This window comes from Clostridium sp. (assembly GCF_047777555.1).
Classification (GTDB): Bacteria; Bacillota; Clostridia; order Clostridiales; family Clostridiaceae; genus Clostridium_H.
The window spans coordinates 1-22,349 of the sequence record NZ_JBKEEV010000003.1; the positions used below are offsets into that span (position 1 = coordinate 1).

The window sequence follows — 22,349 nt, forward strand, 5'->3', positions numbered from 1 at the left end:
AATATAGTTATATCGGCATCTTTTCCTAATTCTATGCTTCCTTTTCTTTTATCAATTCCTATATTCCTTGCTGCATTTGATGAGGCCATTGCTACTACCTCATGAATTTTTAATTTTGTATTTTCTAATACTTTTTTTAAAGCTCTATTTAAAGTTAAAACGCTTCCCGCTAAAGTTCCATCTTCTAGCATAGCTAAGTTGTCTTTAACTATAACTTTTTGTCCGCCTAATTCAGATATTCCATTCTTCATACATTCAGCTCTCATAGAGTCCGTTACAAGAATAACCTTATTAGGCCCTTTAGCATTAATAATTAATTCAAAAACTCCTGGATGTATGTGTATCTTATCTGCTATAAACTCACAATTTATATCACTACTTAACACTGCTCCAACAACACCTGGTCTTCTGTGATGTAATGGACTCATTGCATTGAAAAGATGAGTTGCATGACTTATACCATTTTTTATTGCTTCAATTACTTCCTCATAAATTGCATCCGAATGTCCTATTGATAAAACTATACTTGTATTCTCTTTTACTTTTTTAATAAATTCAAAATTATAATCTTTTTCTGGAGCTAAGGTTATAATCTTGATTACTTTCTCATAACCATTAATAAAATCATAGCTGGGTTTTATTATATATTTTTCATCTTGTACACCTTTATATTTAGGATTTATGAATGGTCCTTCCATGTGTGCACCAAGCACTTTAGCCCCACCTAAATCTAATTGCATTCCTTCCTTTATAGTATCTAAAGCTTTATAAATTTTTTCTTTACTCATAGTCATAGTTGTTGGCAAAAAGCCTGTAACTCCTTTTTGTGCTATAACTTGACTTATTACTTTTAAATCTTTTAGTGTTCCATCCATAGCATCACTTCCACCAGAGCCATGAATATGCAAGTCAATAAATCCAGGAGATACATAACATCCATTAGCATCTATAATATCTAAATTTTCTAATTTATTATTTATTTTATAAAAACTCATCTTTTTCTATAATATTTTTGATTTTTTCATCAAATATAATTATCTTATTTTCTACAGTTGTATCTTTTAAAATAATCTTACCATTAGTAATTGCTCGCAATTTTTTTACTTCCCTTCTTCATTTTTTCTATCTTTTGTTATGCATAAAATAACATGGAAGTTAAATTAGTATTATTTTAAGATTCATCATGAAGAACACTAAGTGTGTAATCATGCAATTTCTCTTTATAAAATTTATCTGATTGAAGAAAATGTGCATAAAATATATCTATCATAATCAAAACAGGGAATTGAGGAGAAATTGCTTTTCCGTTTTCTAAATGTTCCTTTACAGCTAAAAGTACAACTTCATCACAAAACTCTTCAAATTCGTTCTCTTTTCTTGAAGTCATTAAAATAGTAGTAGCATTACGAGATTTTGCTGCCTTTAAAGAATTTAAAACTTCACTAGTTTTTCCACTGACACTAATTCCAATTACAATACAATCAGAATCTAAAAGTACCACGTTCATTTTCATGATATGGCTATCAACTATAGCTTCCACATTAACCCCTATTCTCATAAAACGAATTTTAATTTCTTGGGCAGCAAGTGCCGAACTTCCCATACCATAAACATAAACCCTCTTCTTTTAGTAAAAAGTTCTGTAATTCTTTCCATTTGTGTTTCATCAAGCAAGGTATAACTTTTATTTAGAAGTTCTTGATAGGTATTTAGAACATTTTTTGTGCAATCTGTAGTGAAATTGCATGGCTTTTTAACAAGCCCTTGCTTGTATTCGAATATAAATTCCCTATATCCTTTAAAACCGCATTTTTTAGAAAATCTTGAAAGTGATGCTTCAGAAACAAAAAGCTTCTCGGAAATACTTTTTGAAGAAAAATCCATTTCCTCAGTATTATGAATAAAAAAATCTGCTATGGTTCTTTCAAGAGGTGTAAAATTCTCATATAAAGATTCAATTTTAGGTATTATAGTCTTTTCATACTGCTCCATTTTAATAACTCCTATATTTATATAATTTACCGAAATCCACTTATATAGTGTTAAAATCCAAATTCAATAATGAACTTCATAAATTCAAATTCATATTTTATGCTTTTTTATAAAGTTATAATAGGCGCCTAACATTCCCGCCTTATTTCCATTCTTAGCAAACTCTAATCTTGTTTTGCTTCCTATGAATTCAATAAGATACTTATCTAAGCTCAACCTTATCTTATCATATAAATAATCCTTTTGTACCATAATTCCTCCACCAAGGACAACTACTTCAGGATTAATTATATAACAAAGATTAGCTATACCTCTTCCTAATACATCTACCATTTCATCAATAGCTTGAATACAATCTTTATCTCCTTTTTTTAGCATTTTCAAAAATAATTTTTCCATTGATTTCAGTTTCACTGCATTTTTTTATATTTGCCACTTTTTTTACTAAAGCGCTAGTAGATCTAGTTTTTCAAAGCTGCTATCAAATAGATGCATATAACCTACTTCACAGGCACTTCCTGAAAATCCATGAAAGACCTCATCATTAATTATAATGCCTCCTCCGATTCCAGTTCCAATAGTAAGACATAAAGTAACTGAACTTCCTTTTGCAGCTCCTCCAAAATGTTCTGCAAGACAAGCACAATTTACATCATTCTCAACTTCACAAGGAATTGAAAATGCTTCCTCCATAGCTTTCTTTATTTTTATGCCCTTATACTTAGGAATAGTTGGTGATGCATAAATAATTTCACCTTTATCAGTATCTACTACACCTGCAGTAGATACACAAATTCCATCTATCCTGTATTCTTTTATATACTCTTTTACAATATCCATTGCTTTATTGAGTATGTGCATTCCGCCTTTATTTGCTTCTGTTGGGATTTCATTTGAATCAATAAAAACTCTATTTTCATCTAAAATTCCATATTTTATTGATGTGCCCACCAATATCAATGCAAATATATTTTCTCATTAAAATTTCCTTTCCTTTATATAAATTGTTATAAGAGAGTGTTGTTATTAACATTTTCACTCTCTTAAAATTTATATTTTTGTATAAAATTATTACTTAATAATTATTTTAAAAATAGCTTTCTTAATTGTACATGGTTCTCCTATTGCAACAGCAGTTCTATGTGCATCATTTGGATAACAAATTAGAAAGTCGCCTTCATTTAAAGAAACATAACTATTTTTATCCCCTTCTAATGGAAGAAAATCATCTTTTTCTACAAATTCTTTTTGTTCCATATTATCAATGAAATTCATGTCAATTTGTTCAGCACCCTTTAACATTAAATGTAAGTCTAAATAATTACGATGTGCTTCCCAAAAACGCTTTTCCGGAGTCGTAGTTTCATATTCTACTATATTTACGAAAATATCTTGTCCTTCTATTTCATAAGTTCCTTTATCATAATTAATTAAATCATGAGTTTTAGCATATTCAAAACATTTTTTTATGTCTTGTGGTAAATAATTAAACTCATGTATATTTTTTATATTTCCAAATATCATATTTAGCCTCCTTAATATTGTGAGTTACATAAATTCAAACTAATTGATATAGTTGGAATATTCTTGATACTTTTAATGAAACTATTTATCAAAAATAACTGTATCTAAATTAACCTTCTCTTTTCCCTTCACCTTTTATCTTCCTAGAAATAATACTTACTGGAATACCAACTATTAGTGAAACTACAATTGAGATTATTGAGTATGACCAAATACTAACACCTGTCATTGCATACTTAACTATTACCATAACTATTGAAGATACTATAAGTGCTGCAAATGCACCAGTTGAGTTAGCTACTTTAGTAAATACTCCAAGTACAAATGTTCCACACAATACTCCAAGTACTAATCCCATAAATCCATTAAACCAAACATATGCAGATTGAATTTCACCATTTGCTAATATTATAGATACTCCAATCGCTATTATTCCAACTCCTAATGATATATATTGTGCAATTTTAGTTTGAAGTTCAAAGCTCATTTCCTTTTTAGCTAAACGTTCCTGAATATCTAATGTCCAGCTTGTTGCTACAGAGTTTAATCCAGTAGAAAGAGTTGATTGAGCTGCGGCATAAATAGCTGCTAGTAACAAGCCTGTAATTCCAACTGGCAATTGATATGCGATATATGATGCAAAAATTTGATCTTGTTGTGCTGTCTGCGCTAGTGTAGGATTTTGACCATAGAATACATGTAAACCAGTTCCAATTAAATAGAATACAGTTGCAATAAATAGTGATAATACACCATTTGTTAACATCATTTTATTTAATTGTTTTCTATCAGTTGTAGTTGTAAACCTTTGTACTATATCTTGGCTTGAAATATATGATGAACATGTATTTAAACCTGCTCCTACAATTATTATAAATACACTATCTTTAAATATATTTGGGTTAAATATTACTTCGTTTTGAGCTAAGAATTTACCTGTTCCTAAACTATTAAATATACTTCCGAATCCTCCATCTATTCCATGAGCTAGGAATAAAAGTGCAAATGTAACACCAACTAATAGAACAGTTCCTTGGATAAAGTCCGTCCCATAATACTGATTTTAATCCGCCTGTATAAGAATAGATGATAGCTATAACTCCCATAACAATAATTAAAATGTTTACATTAATACCAGTTAGATCAGCTAGTACTGCAGATGGTAAATACATAATAATTGACATACGACCAATTTGGTAGATAATAAACATTATAGCACCAGCTATACGAAGGCCCTTACTATTAAATCTTAGTTCAAGATAATGATAAGCAGTGTCAATGTCTAATTTACTGTAGATAGGTAAGAAGAATCTAATAGTAATTGGAATTGCTATAATCATACCTAATTGTCCAAACCATAGAAGCCATGTTCCAGTATATGAGTTACCTGGCAATGATAGAAATGAAATCGGACTTAATAACGTTGCGAAAATAGATACACTTGTTACCCACCACGGAATAGTTCCATCACCTTTAAAGAATTCCTTCCCTGACATTTCTTTCTTTGAAAAATATAATCCTGCAAATAATACAGCAGCTAGGTAAGCTATTAAAATAATCAAATCTATAGTTGTAAATCCCTGCATAATAATACCTCCACCATAATATATAAAATATATATCATAGGATTTTCTCTAACTTTTATAGAGGTATACTATATTAGGAAAATATAATATAAAGATAATGTAGAGAAAATCCATATGAAAGAACTTTATGAGTTTACTTTATTTTAAGTATGCTTCAAAAAATTTCTTTTGCAACAGCCTTTTGCTTATCATTTGTGCTTGACATAGGTTTGTGGCAAAGTCCAGCATGAACACCTTGTAACTCTAATAATTCTTTTAAAGTTGAATATAAACCGTTTCCAAGAATTGCAGTTATTAAATCATTTGTTACATGTTGAATTTCTAATGCTTCTTTTACTTTACCTTCCTGTGCTAATTCAAAAATCTTTCTTGCACGAATACCGTTTACATTAAATGTAGAACCAATTGCTCCATCTACTCCAAGTACAGCTGCTGGAAGCATCATTTCATCAAATCCAGCATATATTTAAATGTTCTGGAAATGCTTTTCTTAATCTTTCTAACAAATAAAAATCTGCTGCTGTAAATTTAACTCCGATTATTTTTTCATTTTCAAATAACTCACCAAATTGTTCTACGCTCATATCTACACCAGTTAAGAATGGGATAGAATAAATAATAAGACGATTATCTACGCTGTTAATAATTGTGTTATAATAGTCTTTAATTTCTGAAAATGAGAATTTATAATAGAATGGAGTTACTGCTGATATTGCATCATATCCTAAATCTGTAACAAACTTTGCAAGTTCAACTGATTCATATACATTAATAGAACCAACTTGAGCAATTAACTTAATAGCATCTTTTGCTTCGTCTTTTGCAATACTAAAAATTTGCTTCTTTTGTTCTGTAGATAGCATGAAGTTTTCTCCAGTACTTCCACCAACATATAATCCATCAATTTTCATATTATCAATATTGTGACGAACTATTTCTCTTAAACCTGCTTCGTCAACGTTTCCATTTTCGTCAAAAGCTACTAGTAAAGCACTATAAATACCTTTCATATCTGAGTTCTTAAGCATAATAATCTTCTCCTTTTATTATTAAAATTTTATTTTAAAGTATCTGTAAATAATTTAGTAATAATTTGAGGTCTTGTAATAATAGAACCAACCACTACACTAAAACATCCAAGTTCAATAACTCTTTTTGCTTTTTCCGGGGTATTAATATTTCCTTCCGCAATTACCTTGTTAGAAACTTTAGAAAGAATTGTTCTAATAATTTCAAAATCATTTTCTTCAATTTTTAAATCTTTACTTTGTTCTGTGTATCCTACTAAGGTTGTACCAATAAAGTCAAATCCTAATTCATCAGCATGGATTGCTTCTTCTATAGTAGAGCAATCTGCCATTAACTTTTGACTAGGATATTTTCTCCTAATATCGTTATAAAATTCATCTAATGTTACATTATTGGGTCTTAAATTACTAGTAGCATCTAATGCAATTATTTCTGGTTTTACTTCTATTAGCTCATCTACTTCTTTCATTGTAGGTGTTATATACACTTTGCTATCTGGATAATTTCTTTTAACTATTCCGATAATAGGAAGATTGACATTTCTTTTTATTTCAGCTATGTCTTCTTTTGTATTTGCTCGTATTCCTGCTGCCCCACCTTCATATGCTGCTTTTGCCATTCTTCCCATAATAAACGAAGAATGTAGTGGTTCATCTGGTAGTGCCTGACACGAAACTATTAACTTTCCTTTCAGCTCCTCTAAATGATGACTCATTATTTTAAACTCCTTTTCATAACTGTTTTTTATCTTGGTTACAGTATAACCGCCCTTGAAAATAATTTCAACATTTTTAAAATTTATAGAAAGTACTTTCATAAAATGCTTATTTATCTCCTTATATTAATAAAATATTGAAAGGACTTTTAAACTTTTTTAAAAATATAAAAGTACAAACAAGTATAAAAAAACACCAAGAACTTCTATTAAAAAGTTCTTGGTGTCTTTGCATAACAAAGTAAAAAGCACTAAGAAATTTCTTAGTGCTTTAATTCTTACCCGGCAGCGACCTACTCTTCCACACCGTCTCCAGTGCAGTACCATCGGCGCTTTGAAGCTTAACCTTCGTGTTCGGAATGGGAACGGGTGTTACCTTCAAGCCATAACCACCAGATGCCATTCTTCTTAAAATCTTTGATTTTTTAGAATAATGGTACTCCTCAGCTTTGCTGAGTGAGTTTCATTAGAGAAATTTATTCTCTCAAAATTGCACAGTGCATTATTTGATCAAGTCCTCGATCTATTAGTATCAGTCAGCTTAATGCATTACTGCACTTACACCTCTGACCTATCAACCTGGTAGTCTTCCAGGGATCTTACTAGTTAAACTATGGGAAATCTAATCTTGAGGTGGGCTTCACGCTTAGATGCTTTCAGCGTTTATCCCTTCCCGACATAGCTACCCAGCTGTGCTCCTGGCGGAACAACTGGTGCACCAGAGGTCAGTCCATCCCGGTCCTCTCGTACTAAGGACAGCTCCTCTCAAATTTCCTACGCCCACGGCGGATAGGGACCGAACTGTCTCACGACGTTCTGAACCCAGCTCGCGTGCCGCTTTAATGGGCGAACAGCCCAACCCTTGGGACCGACTACAGCCCCAGGATGCGACGAGCCGACATCGAGGTGCCAAACCTCCCCGTCGATGTGGACTCTTGGGGGAGATCAGCCTGTTATCCCCGAGGTAGCTTTTATCCGTTGAGCGATGGCCCTTCCATACAGAACCACCGGATCACTAAGCCCGACTTTCGTCCCTGCTCCACCTGTATGTGTCGCAGTCAGGCTCCCTTCTGCCTTTACACTCTACGCGCGATTTCCGACCGCACTGAGGGAACCTTTGGGCGCCTCCGTTACCTTTTAGGAGGCGACCGCCCCAGTCAAACTGCCCACCTAACAATGTCCTGTGACCAGATTCATGGCCTCCAGTTAGAATTCCAGTACTGTCAGGGTGGTATCCCAAGGGCGACTCCATAGAGACTGACGTCCCTACTTCTAAGTCTCCCACCTATCCTGTACAGACAATACCGAAATTCAATGCTAAGCTACAGTAAAGCTCTACGGGGTCTTTCCGTCCAACCGCGGGTAGCAAGCATCTTCACTTGCACTACAATTTCACCGGATTTGCTGCCGAGACAGTGCCCAAATCATTACGCCATTCGTGCGGGTCGGAACTTACCCGACAAGGAATTTCGCTACCTTAGGACCGTTATAGTTACGGCCGCCGTTTACTGGGGCTTAAGTTCATAGCTTCGCATATGCTAACTATTCCCCTTAACCTTCCAGCACCGGGCAGGCGTCAGCCCCTATACATCAGCTTACGCTTTAGCAGAGACCTGTGTTTTTGATAAACAGTTGCTTGGGCCTTGTCACTGCGGCCTGCTCTCGCAGGCACCCCTTCTCGCGAACTTACGGGGTCAATTTGCCGAGTTCCTTAGCAGCAATTCTTCCGACGGCCTTAGGATTCTCTCCTCATCTACCTGTGTCGGTTTGCGGTACGGGCACCACTTTGCTCCATAGAGACTTTTCTTGGCAGCATGGAATCAGATACTTCGCCAAAATAGGCTCCCCATAACACCTCAGACTTCGCGTTGAGCGGATTTGCCTGCTCAACATCCTAAGTGCTTAGACGCACATCCAATAGTGCGCACATCCTATCCTTCTGCGTCATCCCATTTGTCAAACGCATTATGGTGGTACTGGAATATCAACCAGTTGTCCATCACCTACGCTTTTCAGCCTCGGCTTAGGTCCCGACTAACCCTGGGAGGACGAGCCTTCCCCAGGAAACCTTAGATATTCGGCCAACAGGATTCTCACCTGTTTCTCGCTACTTATGCCAGCATTCTCACTTCTATACTGTCCACCGCTCCTTACGGTACAGCTTCAACCTGTATAGAAAGCTCCTCTACCACGTGTCTTACGACACATCCATAGCTTCGGTGGTAAGTTTTAGCCCCGGACATCTTCGGCGCAGGATCTCTCGACTAGTGAGCTATTACGCACTCTTTAAATGAGTGGCTGCTTCTAAGCCAACATCCTAGTTGTCTTAGAAATCCCACATCCTTTACCACTTAACTTACACTTTGGGACCTTAGCTGATGGTCTGGGCTCTTTCCCTTTTGACCACGGATCTTATCATTCGCAGTCTGACTGCCGGGGTACAAGTATATGGCATTCGGAGTTTGATAGGGTTCAGTAACTGTTGTCAGCCCCTAGCCCATTCAGTGCTCTACCTCCACTACTTAATTACCCGACGCTAGCCCTAAAGCTATTTCGAGGAGAACCAGCTATCTCCGAGTTCGATTGGAATTTCTCCGCTATCCACAGCTCATCCCATGGTTTTTCAACACCAACGTGGTTCGGACCTCCACGAAATTTTACTTTCGCTTCATCCTGGCCATGGATAGGTCACCCGGTTTCGGGTCTACGATATGCAACTAGTTGCCCTATTCAGACTCGGTTTCCCTTCGGCTCCGCACTAGAGGTGCTTAACCTTGCTGCATATCGTAACTCGCTGGCCCGTTCTACAAAAAGTACGCGGTCACACATAAAAGTGCTCCCACCGATTGTAGGCACACGGTTTCAGGTTCTATTTCACTCCCCTCCCGGGGTTCTTTTCACCTTTCCCTCACGGTACTGCTTCACTATCGGTCACTAGGTAGTATTTAGCCTTGGGAGATGGTCCTCCCTGCTTCCCACAAGGTTTCACGTGTCTCGTGGTACTCTGGAGTAGATCTGCTTCTCTTTTCTTTTTGCCTACAGGGTTATTACCTTCTGTGACTGAACTTTCCAGTTCTATTCAGCTAAGAAAATCGAAGATTTATGATCTATCCTCAACCCCAGAAACAAAGTTCCTGGTTTGGGCTCTTCCCCGTTCGCTCGCCGCTACTTAGGGAATCGATTTTTCTTTCTCTTCCTCTGGGTACTTAGATGTTTCAGTTCCCCAGGTGTACCTCTATATGCCTATGTATTCAGCATATAGTACTCAGCGTTAGCTAAGTGGGTTTCCCCATTCGGAAATCTGCGGATCACAGATTATTTGCATCTACCCGCAGCTTATCGCAGCTTATCACGTCCTTCATCGGCTCCTAGTGCCAGGGCATCCACCGTGCGCCCTTTTTAACTTGATGTCATTCTATATTTTATTCCTGCTCCTTCGTTTCGTTAAGAATCTCTAAGCATTGAAAATTTCTACTTCGCATGCGTCTCTTGTTATTGTAACAAGTATTCTACGCTCACTAAGGTTCTAAAAACTCAAGGTTTAGTTGGAAAATATACTACTACTGCTTTCGCAATTTTCAAAGAACAAATATTGTGCAATTTTCAAAGACTTGAAAGACATTAGTCTCTCAAAATTAAACAGAATTAAGTATCCAGTCTATGAAAGCTTTGCTTTCATTTCTCCCTAGAAAGGAGGTGATCCAGCCGCAGGTTCTCCTACGGCTACCTTGTTACGACTTCACCCCAATCACCAATCCCACCTTCGGCCGCTGGCTCCATAAAGGTTACCTCACGGACTTCGGGTGTTACCGGCTCTCATGGTGTGACGGGCGGTGTGTACAAGACCCGGGAACGTATTCACCGCGACATGCTGATTCGCGATTACTAGCAACTCCAACTTCATGTAGGCGAGTTTCAGCCTACAATCCGAACTGGGACCGGCTTTTGAGTTTAGCTCCCCCTCACGGGATTGCATCTTGTTGTACCGGCCATTGTAGCACGTGTGTAGCCCTAGACATAAGGGGCATGATGATTTGACGTCATCCCCACCTTCCTCCACGTTAACCGCGGCAGTCTCGTTAGAGTGCTCAACTTAATGGTAGCAACTAACAATAAGGGTTGCGCTCGTTGCGGGACTTAACCCAACATCTCACGACACGAGCTGACGACAACCATGCACCACCTGTCTTCCTGCCCCGAAGGGCTTCCTCCGTTACGAGTAATTCAGGAGATGTCAAGTCTAGGTAAGGTTCTTCGCGTTGCTTCGAATTAAACCACATGCTCCGCTGCTTGTGCGGGTCCCCGTCAATTCCTTTGAGTTTTAATCTTGCGACCGTACTCCCCAGGCGGAATACTTATTGCGTTTGCTGCGGCACCGAGGGTGGTAACCCCCGACACCTAGTATTCATCGTTTACGGCGTGGACTACCAGGGTATCTAATCCTGTTTGCTCCCCACGCTTTCGTATCTCAGCGTCAGTTATGGTCCAGAAAGCCGCCTTCGCCACTGGTGTTCTTCCTAATCTCTACGCATTTCACCGCTACACTAGGAATTCCGCTTTCCTCTCCCACACTCTAGATATCCAGTATCAAATGCAGCGCCCAGGTTAAGCCCGGGAATTTCACATCTGACTTAAATATCCGCCTACATACTCTTTACGCCCAGTAAATCCGGACAACGCTTGCCACCTACGTATTACCGCGGCTGCTGGCACGTAGTTAGCCGTGGCTTCCTCCTTAGGTACCGTCATTATCGTCCCTAAAGACAGAGCTTTACAATCCGAAGACCTTCATCGCCCACGCGGCGTTGCTGCGTCAGGGTTTCCCCCATTGCGCAATATTCCCCACTGCTGCCTCCCGTAGGAGTCTGGACCGTGTCTCAGTTCCAATGTGGCCGATCACCCTCTCAGGTCGGCTACGCATCGTCGCCTTGGTGAGCCCTTACCTCACCAACTAGCTAATGCGCCGCGGGCCCATCTTAGTGCGGATTGCTCCTTTGATTATCCTATCATGCGATAGAATAATGTTATGCGGTATTAATCTCCCTTTCGGGAGGCTATCCCCCTCACTAAGGTAGGTTGCCCACGTGTTACTCACCCGTCCGCCGCTAGAATTACTCCCGAAGGAGCTCTTCTCGCTCGACTTGCATGTGTTAGGCACGCCGCCAGCGTTCGTCCTGAGCCAGGATCAAACTCTCAATTTAAAAGATTACTAGAAATCTTCGATTTCGTGTAAGCTTTTACTCCTCAGCTCTGCTGAGTGAGTTTCCTTAGCTCTACTCATAAGTTATTGACTGGCATTTATTTACCTTAATTCTGTTTAATTTTCAAAGACCAAATTTCTTTCGCCGTCATCTGACAGCTTATTCAGTATAACAAGTTTATTTTTGTTTGTCAACACTTTTTTGAACTTAATTTTAAAATTAAATTTCTAATCTCTTATTGTAGCAAAAACAATTAAAATAATTAAAAAATCATCAATTAAAAAACCATCGATTTAATGATTAACTTATTTTTTAATAATTAAGAAAAATCACAAAAAACTATATTGACAATAATATCAAAAAAAGTTATTATAGTTAAAAAACTTAAAATAAAAGCTATGACAAAGAACAAGTAAGAAAAACAGAAGTTCTTAACAGAAAGTAACCGGTTGATGAGAGGTGCAAAGAACGGTTTTTCTGAATTCATCTTATGAGCTGCCCTTTGAACAGATTTTTTAATCTAATTAGAAGGCGCCGGGGGCTTCCGTTAAAAATGTAAAGTATTTATATAATATTAATTTATATAGATACTTATTGAGATTAACAGTGCAAACTGTTAATAAACTTAGGTGGTAACACGGTTATTAGATCGTCCTTTGATATTTCAAAGGACGTTTTTTTATATGTTTTCTTTTTAATCCTAAACAATAAATTGAAAAGGAGGTAATTATTATGTGAGAACGTAAATTGTATGGCAGCAAAAAAAATTAGAGGGCAATTTAATATTAAATAATTGGGGGGCTTTAAAATGACTATTATATTATTAATTATAATTCTTTATGTAATTGCACTTTTTGCAATTAGCTTTTATGCAAACAAGTTAGCTGGATCTGAAAATGAAGGATTTGTACTGGCAGGAAGAAAACTTACTACTCCTCTTGTGGCTGTTACAATAACAGGACTTGCTATTGGAGGAGCTTCTACTATCGGTGTATCAGAACAAGCTTTTGATGTGGGACTATCAGCAGGCTGGTATAACGTAGCTTGGGGGGCTGGAGCTATTTGTATGGGGCTATTAGCAGCTAAAAAATATAGAAAGTTAAATATAACTACAGTACCAGAATTTTTCGAGAGATTCTATGATAAAAAAAGCAGAATTGCATGTGTTATTGGACAAATTATTATTCAAATAGCCATAACCTCACTTCAATATATTGCAGGAGGTGCAATGCTTACCTCTATGCTTCCAAGTATTTTCAGCTTAAAAACGGGAATACTTTTCAGTTCGTTCGTTTTTATTGGAATCACCTGTGTTGGAGGAATGATGACAGCTGGATTAACTAATATTCTCAATGTAATTTTAATATATACTGGAATAATTATTTCAGCTATTACTATCATAATAAAAGGCGGTGGAATGGAAAGCATTATTGCAAACCTTCCTAAAAGCATTCCTTATATGCATCCTATCAAAGGTCTTGGTGGAATTGTTATATTCAGCTGGTTTGCAGTAATGATTACACAGTGTTTATCTTGCCAAGGCGTGGTACAAATAGCACTTTCAGCCAAGGATGAAAAAACTGCTAGAAACGGATTTGTTATAGGCGGGCTTATGATGTTACCTATTGGATTTATAGCTGCTCTTATTGGTATAGCTGCAAAGGCTATCTATCCTGACATAAATGCTACAGTTGCTCTTCCTAAAATTATTATGTCCTTATCTCCAATCTTAGCAGGAATAACTCTAGCAGCTTTGTGGGCCGCAGATGTATCAACGGCATGTAGCTTGCTTTTAGGCTCTGCGACTCTACTTTCTCAGGACATATATAAAAGATTTATTAACCCATCAGCAGATTCTAAAAAACTTGGAAGAATAAATAAAATTTCTACAGCTGTGTTAGGATTATTTACTGTTTTACTAGCTATGAATGCATCAGGGATTCTAAAAACTATAAGCATAGCCTTAAGTCTTACCACTGCTTTTAGTATAACACTGTTATTTACTATTTTTACTCCAGGATTCTGCAGAAAAAACTCTGCCTTTTATACCACCATTGCAGGTGCAGCAGCACTTGTTTTATGGCAGTTTATTCCACAAATAAGATTTTTACCTCATGTAATTTATCTTGAATGGCTAGTTTGCGGAATTACTTTCCCTTTAGTTTCATTATTTGATAGAGAAAAAATAATTGAAAAGGAGTTAGAAGTATGCTAAATAATTATTCTTTTAAATATGGAAGTGAAATTCTTAATTTACAGATTGATGATAAAAATGTTCTCACAACACTTTATTCAAAAGAACTTGAACCTATAAAGGATATAGAAAAGGAACTCAATACTCTTCTTGATAATCCTATTGGCACAAAGCCTTTTAATCAGATTTTTAAGAAAGATGATGAAGTGTTAATAGTAGTAAGTGATGTAACGAGATTGTGGATTAAAACTGCATCTTTTCTCCCTATAATAGTAAACAGGCTAAATAAATTGGGAATAGATGATAAAAATATTACGATTATAGTGGCTACCGGGACTCATAGAGGACAAACTGATGAGGAACGTAAATTAATAGTAGGTGAAGAAATCTATGAGAGAATAACCGTGTTGGACCACGATTGTGACGGAGAAATGATATATTGTGGAATAACTTCAAGAGGCACAGAGGTAGAAGTAAATAAAATTATTGAAGGGAAAAAAATAATACTAACTGGTGGAATCGTCCATCATGTAATGGCTGGCTTTGGTGGAGGCAGAAAGTCAATACTTCCTGGCATTTCTTCAAGAAAAACCATCAATCAAAATCACCTTCATTCTTTATCTCCGGATGAACCATGTTCTAATCCTCTTATTGGAGTTGGTGTTCTTGCGAATAACCCTCTTAATTTAGACATGATTGAAGCTGCATCACTTGTTAAACCAGACTTTCTTATAAATAGTATTGTCAATACCTCTGGAAATATCGTTCATTTTGTAGCAGGTCACTTTCTTAAAGCTTGGGAAGAAGGATGCAAATGGACGGATGAAAACTTTGGAATACCAATTAAAGAAAAAGCAGATATTGTTATAGCAAGCTGCGGTGGTTATCCAAAGGATATAAATTTATATCAATCAACAAAATCCCTTTTTAATGCAGCCCTAGCCTTAAAACAAGGAGGCACTATGATTCTCTTAGCAGAATGTAGGGATGGTGCTGGAGCTGATTCCTTTTTCAGCTGGATAGAACCTCTCAAAAAAGGAGAACTGGACAGTGCCCTTAGAAAAGGATTTACTATACCAGGATATATATTCTACGCAGCAATAGAACGATCAAGGAATGCAAATGTAATATTGGTTACATCAATGAATGGAGAATTAATTAAACCAATGGGAATTAAAGCTGTAAAAACACTTGAGGAAGCTCTTAAATTAGCAGGAGTTGACCAAGGATTTAAGGATAAAAAAGTCATTCTTATGCCTTATGCAGGAAGCACAGTTCCTTTATATTAGTTAACTTTGTTCATTACTGTAGTTATCATCTAATGTATTCATAAAATGCATAATAATGATTTTATATTTGAGACACATAAGATATTAGATTAATCTAATATCTTATGTGTCTCAAACCATATTCTATCAATAGCCTTTTCAAACTCTTCAATAATGTATCAGCATCTTCAAGACCTATTCGGAGCTGACCCATTGTTATTCCGCATGCCTTCATTTGTTCCTTTGAATATGCACGGTGAGATGTTTTTCCTGGATAAGAAATAGTTGTACTTACTCCTGCAAGACTTGGTACAAGCTTAATTGTCTCACATTCTGCAATAAATTTGCTTGCAGCTTCTTTCCAACCTTTGATGTCTGCACTTAACATATCGCCGCATCTGCCTTCAACAAATAATTTTTGTCCTAATTCATAATAAGGTGATGATTCAAGACCTAAATAGTAAACTCTTTCTATCTTTGGATGATTTTCAAAGAATTTAGCTACCTTTAACGCATTTTCGCTGTGTTTTTTAACCCTAAGTTCAAGAGTTCTAAGGCTTCTTGCTAGTAACCATACATCAAATGGACTCATTGTCAATTCTTATAATTACATTTAGTTCCTGCATTAATTACAATTATAGTATCATGTATAATTCGTCATGTAAAATTTGAATCTACTCCTTGTGGAAGCACCCATCATAAATCCTATACTTCTACATCTACGACTTGATTATAAATCTTATTATAGATAATTCCCTTAATTTCTAGAATAAGTTCTTCTCCACTTCCTTCAAAACATAAAGTTCTAGTGTAGCTAATAGTTCCATCTGGCTTTTTATCATGCTTACTTGGAGCAGTATTCTTAAGCTCTGTCTTTTTTCCATCGATTATCATATATACATTAGATAGAACTACATCCTCCTTTGTGGTAATAGTTACATAAGTTTTTTCTTCCTTTTCATATACACTATTAATATCTATTTTTTGTCCAAGAACTTCTAGTTTCTTATAATTATTCTTGTCATTATTCTTGCTAAGTTCTACTCTTTCATTGACTTTATTATTAGTTTTAAGACTTACTAATTTAATTTGAAGGCTCTTAAGATCCTTTGGCAAGGCATCAAAATTATTTTCAAAGGTAATTCCTTTCATTCCTGTACTTATACTTGATCCCTGCGGCTCTACTTCTTTTCCATTAGCTATAAGTCCTATATCCATGTCTATCGGTCTAAAGCCTTCTCCAGAGATTTCATCCTTTGCCATATTAAATATATCTTGTATTTCTCCTTCTATATAAGTTGTTGTTGGTGAAGCTGTAATAGACTTAAATTTTATATTCCCTTGATCTATTTTTATGCTGCTGTTTAACTTTTTCCTTAAGCTGCTGCCCATAGCTTTACTTCTATCTAAAGTAAATAAAATCTTTCCCTCTTCTTTCCTATTTTCTTCTACCAGTGCAAATTTCCATTCTAGACTTTTTTCAAAAAAGTAAGGTTTTTCAACTTCCACTGTCCACTTTATCTCTGTATTTTCTGTATTTCTTTTCCCTGTACCTCCTTTTATATCATAAGTTCCTACAATACCTTTTAAATATGGATTAACCTGTACATTAAGTTCCTGCTTATCTATTTTTCCTTTTGGATCTTTTATTGTATAGAACATTAAAAGCTGATTATCATCTAACATAATTCCATCTAGAGTGATTTTCACTCCATTTTTAAAAGTATAGCTTTTATCTATAATCTGCCCTTTGCCAAGATCATTAAGTCCTTTTAATGTATCCGTCATGACTCCATCAAAACCTATTATCTTTTTACCATAGAAAGCTAAGGTATCACTGTTATATCCTATTAATAGAATTGCTATAATTAAAGAGGCAGCTTTTACCATAAATCTGAATTTTGATTTTCTTTTAGGCTCTGCTTTTTCTAAAGCACATCTTAACCTTTCTTCTAACTCATCTGGCACTTCTAGCTCCTCTATCTCTAACTTCTTATTATTTAATATATCTTCAAGTCTGCTCAAAATTCTTCACCCCCTAAACTTTCCTTTAACCTTTTAAGTCCAATATATATACGAGATTTCACTGTTCCAATAGGAATCTTTAATATACTAGCAATAGTACTATAATCTAAGTCTAAAAAATATCTAAGCTTTATTGCCTCTTGATATTTTGCATTTAATTTTGACATATGTTCATCTATAATTATTTTCCTATCCTTTTCATTTGTTATTTCCTCATATTTATAATTATCTTTTTCCCTTTCTTTGATGTCCTCTAGCAAAATCACCCTGCTGCTTTTTGTTAAAGCCTTTTTGCAGCAATTTACTAGAATAGTCTTACTCCAGGTATAAAAAGCCTCTTCCTTTTTTAGCTTGTATATATTTTTATATAAAATTAAAATCATATCTTCCATAACATCTAGTGCATCTTCTTCATTTTTCATATATACATAAGCAAGCTTATAATAATCCTGCTTTTTATCCATTATAAGCTTAATCAACGCTTCCTTATCTCCACCCTTTGCTCTTTTAACTAGTTCTATACTATCCAACTTCTTATCACCCCTTTCCTATATAAGAGTATTCTATTACACAAAAGGTTCATTTTTTAATAAAAAATTTATTGAAACAAAAAAGAGCTAGCCATATATTAATTAAATTTAACTGGCTAGTTCTTTTATAATTTAAACTATATAAAGTACCTTTATAATAATTCTTTTCTTAATTCTTCTCCTGGCTTTGGTGATAGATAACTAAATGGAATGTCTAATACAGTGCGTGCCCCCGTTTGGCCTTCCTTAGATAATCTATAAACAGCTCTTGCATAAGCTACTAATACACTGCCTGTAAACTCTGGATTGCTGTCAAGATTTAAGTTAAGCTCAATTCTTTGCTTAGTATCCTCTCCAGTGGTTCCTGTACGAATTACAAAACCTCCATGAGGCATACGTTTATGACTTCTGTTCATTTCTTCTTCAGTTATAAAGTATACTGTAGTGTTATACTCATCAAAATAGTTTGGCATATTCTTGATTTGCTTTTCAATGGCCTCCTGATCAGCATCTGCTTCTGGTACTACATAACAAATTCTCTCATGCTTTTCTCTAGTTGAAAGCTCTGGATTTTGTCCTGAACGAACCATATCTATTGCAGCTTCCACGGGTACAGTGTACTGAACACCATCTTTAACTCCATCTATTCTTCTTATAGCATCTGAATGGCCTTGACTTACCCCTCTTCCCCAGAAAGTATAGTCTTTTCCAATTGGAAGTACTGCCTGTCCTAAAAGACGTATTAATGAAAACACACCTGGATCCCAGCCAACTGACATAAGTCCAATAGTCCCAGCTTTTCTTGCTGCATCATCTAATCTTTTGAAGTGTTCTGGTATTTTAGCATGAGTATCAAAGCTGTCTACTGTGTTAAACATTGATGCAATTTTAGGAGATTGTTCTGGTAAATCCGTAGCAGAACCTCCACAAAGAATCATAACATCAATCTTACCTTTATAGTTTGCAATTTCTGAAATATGTACCATCTTTGAATTTGAATGTAAGTTATTAGGATTTCTTCTTGTAAAAATAGCTTCTAATTGAAAATCTGGATTTTGTCTTAAAGATAACTCTACACCTTTACCAAGATTTCCATAGCCTACAATACCTACTCTAATCTTTTTATCCATTTGCTTTCTTGACTTATAAAGTCAAGTTGCCCCCTTTCATGTACATTTGTTATAATTTTTGATTTATTATCTGAAATATTTGTAATATAAATTTTATATTAGTAAGTTTATCATAATCACCCACACTTTTCTACACTATTTAACTGATAAATTTCAGCAGCGTAAAAATAGCAAGATCAATATAACTGTTTTATTGTTTATATTGACCTGCTACTTTCACACATCTATTTTATAATATTTAGCCTAAGACAAAATAGTAATCCATGCAAACTCCTATCCTTCTGATCCAAAAATAGCTACATACTGATTATCTAAAATAAACTTATTACGTTGCCATTTTAAAATATTTTGAACATAGCCTAGAGCATCTGCATTATACCTTCCAGCTATTCTTTGAAATGCTAATAGTTCATATACTCCATTTTCATCAAAGTCTACAGGCTGCAAACTGCTTATAGGATTTACAAATCCACTAATTGGATTTTTTAGCTTTCCATCTTTATCATATATTTCATTTAAATAGTCTTTTCCTTTAAGTGATATATCTATAATATACTTAGCATTATTTTCTTCGCTAATAACTTGAACCTTATAGTTATCCATATAAGTAACTTCGTATTTATATTGTTCATTATATACATTAAAGTCAAAGAGCAGTCTTGGATTATTATTAGTGAAGGAATAAATATAATGATACATCATTGCACCGCTGCCGCCTGAATCAATGCTTATTAAGATATCATCAACACCATTACCAGTAAAATCTCCTAAAAATAGTCTAGGATTATACCCCGTATTTTCTTTAAGTGGTATTCTAGTAAGTCTCCCTGTTCTTCCATCCTGAATCACAAGTGTAATATCCTGAACAAATGGACTAGTTGCCGTCTTTATGCCAGTTAGATATATATTATCGAGTATCCTATCTCCATTTACATCTCCCACAGCATAAGAAACGATCATTGGCCTCATCACATCTTCTCTGAAATAAAAATTATACATACCTACTCCTTTTAATAAGTACTTTTCAATATATTATGAAATTATGATAAGTTGTGTTACACACAAAGTATCTTGATCACAATGTAAATTTTGATTTTATATTATCCATTGTTTTTACCTTAAGGATATGGCTAAATTAAAGTTGATTTATCAACTGTATATATTTATAATAATTAGTATAGATATAGTTGATTTGTCAACTACACCATAATGATTAATGCTATCAATTATGGAGGTGAAATTTTGAAAAGGAACTTAGGATGCTTAATGTCCATTTTGCATAGACAGTCTCAGATATATATCAATTGTTCTTTAAAAAAATTTAATATAAGCTCTGCTGAATATGCTTTTCTTATGTACCTATATAAAAATAATGGTGCAACTCAAGACGAATTGTCATCTTACTTATATATAGACAAATCTGCAACAGCTAGAGCTATAAAGTCTTTAGAAGAAAAGGGTTATGTAATAAAAAATAAAGATGATTTAGATAAACGATATAATAGAGTTTATCTTACGAATAAAGCAATAACTTATAAGGATAAAATAAGAGAAGCAGTCTGGGGTTGGAACAAGCTTTTAACCAAAGATATAGATCCAGCAGCTCTTGATTTAATTCTATCCTCTCTGGAAAAAATGGTTAACATTGTAGAAAGCACAGACATAAAAAAAGAATTGGAGGAATTATAATATGGAGTATGTAAATCCATTAGGAGAAGAAAAAGTATCCAAGCTATTAATAAAGTTTTCTATACCTGCCATTGTAGGTATGCTCGTTAATGCTTTATATAATATTGTTGATAGAATATTTATCGGTAACAGCAGCGATTTAGGCGCTAATGGTTTAGCAGGAATAACCATAGGCTTTCCTATTACTATAATAATCTTATCCCTAGGTCTTTTGTCTGGAGTAGGTGGGGCTACTCTGTTTTCTATGAAATTAGGTGAAAATAAACATGATGAAGCAGAAAATGTTCTTGGAAATTCTTTTGTACTTTTAGTCATTTCCGGACTTTCTATTATGATTTTAGGTCAGATTTTTTTAAAACCTATATTGATTTTATTTGGTGCTAGTGAAACCATACTTCCATATTCAATGGAATATATGAGGATTATTTTATTTGGAGCCATGTTTAACATGATAAGCATTGGTATAAATAACTTTATCAGAGCTGACGGCAACCCTAAAATAGCTATGCTGACTATGTTCTTAGGAGCTGGATTAAATACATTACTAGATCCTATATTTATATATGTTTTTGGAATGGGCATGAGTGGAGCAGCTCTTGCTACAATTTTATCACAATTAAGTTCAGCGACTTGGGTTATATTATATTTTTTAGGTAAAAAAAGCCGAAACAAGCTTAAATTAAAATACATGAAGTTAAAATCTAGCATAGTTTTAAGAATTATTTCTCTAGGATTACCTAATTTTTTACTTCAACTTGCTAACAGTCTTCTAAACATAATACTTAATAATAGTTTGCTTATTTATGGTGGAGATATTGCTATATCCGGTATGGGAATAATAAACAGCATACAAACTATCTTGCTAATGCCTATCACCGGTATAATTCAAGGTTCTCAGCCTATTATCAGTTTTAATTTTGGAGCTAAAAAACTTCATAGAGTTAAAAGTACTATAAAATTAGCTATAATGGCTGCTACCGTTATCGTAATTGTTGGATATATAGTTACAAGATTATTCCCTGAGCAGATGATTTCACTATTTAATCAAGATCCTGAATTAATTGAATTTGGAAGATATGCACTGATTACCTGGTTCTTATGCCTTCCTGTTATTGGATTCCAAATTACTGGAGCAAACTTCTTCCAGGCTATTGGCAGATCTAAATCCGCTATATTTTTGACTCTTACACGACAAATAATTCTTCTTATTCCAGCACTACTAATATTTCCAAGATTTTGGGGTATTAAGGGTTTATTACATGCAGCACCATTTGCAGACTTCTTCTCTTCTTTAGTAACAGGCATATGGTTTTATCGTTGTATAAAAACTCTAGTGCCTGAAGAGAATACAGAAAAGGTTGATATAAGTTTGAATGCTGCTGTCACAGAAGATGCAACTAAAGATAAGATTGATTAAAGAATTATAGAGATAATCACTTGAACTTCTATTCCCAGTGACTATCTCT

The 22,349-nt window shown here is 35.0% G+C and carries 14 protein-coding genes, 3 rRNA genes, 3 pseudogenes and 1 other annotated feature; of the genes and pseudogenes, 4 read left to right on the top strand and 16 right to left on the bottom strand.

From position 1 onward, the window contains the following. From nagA to ACFWTK_RS06050, 11 genes and pseudogenes are all read right to left on the bottom strand, one after another. Window positions 1–995: N-acetylglucosamine-6-phosphate deacetylase (gene nagA / locus ACFWTK_RS06000; protein WP_415875170.1), on the bottom strand; the 995-nt coding region annotated here is incomplete at its 3' end. 176 nt (window positions 996–1,171) lie between these two features. Beyond that, window positions 1,172–1,603 (bottom strand): SIS domain-containing protein, encoded by a 432-nt coding sequence (locus ACFWTK_RS06005; RefSeq protein WP_415875171.1) that lies wholly within the window; start codon window positions 1,601–1,603, stop codon window positions 1,172–1,174. Then, window positions 1,555–1,992 (bottom strand): MurR/RpiR family transcriptional regulator, encoded by a 438-nt coding sequence (locus tag ACFWTK_RS06010; protein ID WP_415875172.1) that lies wholly within the window; start codon window positions 1,990–1,992, stop codon window positions 1,555–1,557. Before ACFWTK_RS06010 ends, ACFWTK_RS06005 begins: the two co-directional genes overlap by 49 nt. A 90-nt stretch (window positions 1,993–2,082) precedes the next feature. Continuing rightward, a pseudogene (locus tag ACFWTK_RS06015) lies at window positions 2,083–2,943 on the bottom strand (ROK family protein). 120 nt (window positions 2,944–3,063) lie between these two features. Continuing rightward, window positions 3,064–3,516 (bottom strand): YhcH/YjgK/YiaL family protein, encoded by a 453-nt coding sequence (locus ACFWTK_RS06020; protein WP_415875173.1) that lies wholly within the window; start codon window positions 3,514–3,516, stop codon window positions 3,064–3,066. 109 nt (window positions 3,517–3,625) lie between these two features. Then, window positions 3,626–5,102 (bottom strand): annotated as a pseudogene (locus ACFWTK_RS06025) (sodium:solute symporter). Window positions 5,103–5,256: 154 nt separating this feature from the next. Beyond that, window positions 5,257–6,112 (bottom strand): annotated as a pseudogene (locus tag ACFWTK_RS06030) (N-acetylneuraminate lyase). Window positions 6,113–6,159: 47 nt separating this feature from the next. Continuing rightward, window positions 6,160–6,846 (bottom strand): N-acetylmannosamine-6-phosphate 2-epimerase, encoded by a 687-nt coding sequence (locus ACFWTK_RS06035; RefSeq protein WP_415875479.1) that lies wholly within the window; start codon window positions 6,844–6,846, stop codon window positions 6,160–6,162. Window positions 6,847–7,126: 280 nt separating this feature from the next. Continuing rightward, window positions 7,127–7,243 (bottom strand): 5S ribosomal RNA (gene rrf, locus ACFWTK_RS06040). A gap of 109 nt (window positions 7,244–7,352) precedes the next feature. Beyond that, window positions 7,353–10,256, bottom strand: a 23S ribosomal RNA gene (locus ACFWTK_RS06045). Window positions 10,257–10,535: 279 nt separating this feature from the next. After that, window positions 10,536–12,047 (bottom strand): 16S ribosomal RNA (locus ACFWTK_RS06050). The 16S, 23S and 5S rRNA genes sit together here, the layout of an rRNA operon. A 389-nt stretch (window positions 12,048–12,436) precedes the next feature. Further along, window positions 12,437–12,707, top strand: a binding site (T-box leader). A gap of 148 nt (window positions 12,708–12,855) precedes the next feature. Here ACFWTK_RS06050 and ACFWTK_RS06055 point away from each other — a divergent pair. Further along, window positions 12,856–14,262, top strand: coding sequence for a sodium:solute symporter family protein (locus tag ACFWTK_RS06055; protein ID WP_106024432.1), 1,407 nt, complete (start codon window positions 12,856–12,858; stop codon window positions 14,260–14,262). Beyond that, a complete protein-coding gene (larA, locus tag ACFWTK_RS06060) occupies window positions 14,256–15,530 on the top strand; it encodes a nickel-dependent lactate racemase (protein WP_415875174.1) in 1,275 nt (424 codons plus the stop codon). Before ACFWTK_RS06055 ends, larA begins: the two co-directional genes overlap by 7 nt. 94 nt (window positions 15,531–15,624) lie before the next feature. Here the strand turns inward: larA and ACFWTK_RS06065 are convergent, their stop codons facing one another. The 5 genes from ACFWTK_RS06065 to ACFWTK_RS06085 form a co-directional block, all read right to left on the bottom strand. Further along, complete coding sequence (locus tag ACFWTK_RS06065) at window positions 15,625–16,101, bottom strand: PLP-dependent transferase (protein WP_415875175.1); 477 nt, start codon at window positions 16,099–16,101, stop codon at window positions 15,625–15,627. A 113-nt stretch (window positions 16,102–16,214) separates the two neighbouring features. Beyond that, on the bottom strand, window positions 16,215–17,534 hold the full coding sequence (locus tag ACFWTK_RS06070) for a DUF4179 domain-containing protein (protein WP_415875176.1): 1,320 nt from the start codon (window positions 17,532–17,534) through the stop codon (window positions 16,215–16,217). Then, entirely contained in the window at window positions 17,531–18,064 is a 534-nt protein-coding gene (locus ACFWTK_RS06075; protein WP_415875177.1) for an RNA polymerase sigma factor, read from the bottom strand. The genes ACFWTK_RS06070 and ACFWTK_RS06075 overlap by 4 nt, the downstream gene beginning before the upstream one ends. A gap of 152 nt (window positions 18,065–18,216) precedes the next feature. Continuing rightward, complete coding sequence (locus ACFWTK_RS06080; RefSeq protein ID WP_415875178.1) at window positions 18,217–19,194, bottom strand: diaminopimelate dehydrogenase; 978 nt, start codon at window positions 19,192–19,194, stop codon at window positions 18,217–18,219. A gap of 273 nt (window positions 19,195–19,467) precedes the next feature. Then, window positions 19,468–20,193, bottom strand: coding sequence for a VCBS repeat-containing protein (locus ACFWTK_RS06085; RefSeq protein ID WP_415875179.1), 726 nt, complete (start codon window positions 20,191–20,193; stop codon window positions 19,468–19,470). A gap of 243 nt (window positions 20,194–20,436) precedes the next feature. Between ACFWTK_RS06085 and ACFWTK_RS06090 the strand changes: the two genes are divergently transcribed. Continuing rightward, entirely contained in the window at window positions 20,437–20,883 is a 447-nt protein-coding gene (locus ACFWTK_RS06090) for a MarR family winged helix-turn-helix transcriptional regulator (protein ID WP_415875180.1), read from the top strand. Between the two features lies 1 nt (window position 20,884). Further along, entirely contained in the window at window positions 20,885–22,300 is a 1,416-nt protein-coding gene (locus ACFWTK_RS06095) for an MATE family efflux transporter (RefSeq protein ID WP_415875181.1), read from the top strand. Window positions 22,301–22,349 lie beyond the last annotated feature (49 nt).

Coding starts and splice junctions, on each gene's coding strand:
- larA (WP_415875174.1), top strand. CDS start 14,256: ATGCTAAATAATTATTCTTTTAAATATGGAAGTGAAATTCTTAATTTA.
- ACFWTK_RS06095 (WP_415875181.1), top strand. CDS start 20,885: ATGGAGTATGTAAATCCATTAGGAGAAGAAAAAGTATCCAAGCTATTA.
- ACFWTK_RS06055 (WP_106024432.1), top strand. CDS start 12,856: ATGACTATTATATTATTAATTATAATTCTTTATGTAATTGCACTTTTT.
- ACFWTK_RS06020 (WP_415875173.1), bottom strand. CDS start 3,516: ATGATATTTGGAAATATAAAAAATATACATGAGTTTAATTATTTACCA.
- ACFWTK_RS06065 (WP_415875175.1), bottom strand. CDS start 16,101: ATGAGTCCATTTGATGTATGGTTACTAGCAAGAAGCCTTAGAACTCTT.
- ACFWTK_RS06080 (WP_415875178.1), bottom strand. CDS start 19,194: ATGGATAAAAAGATTAGAGTAGGTATTGTAGGCTATGGAAATCTTGGT.
- ACFWTK_RS06010 (WP_415875172.1), bottom strand. CDS start 1,992: ATGGAGCAGTATGAAAAGACTATAATACCTAAAATTGAATCTTTATAT.
- ACFWTK_RS06005 (WP_415875171.1), bottom strand. CDS start 1,603: ATGGGAAGTTCGGCACTTGCTGCCCAAGAAATTAAAATTCGTTTTATG.
- ACFWTK_RS06085 (WP_415875179.1), bottom strand. CDS start 20,193: ATGTATAATTTTTATTTCAGAGAAGATGTGATGAGGCCAATGATCGTT.
- ACFWTK_RS06035 (WP_415875479.1), bottom strand. CDS start 6,846: ATGAGTCATCATTTAGAGGAGCTGAAAGGAAAGTTAATAGTTTCGTGT.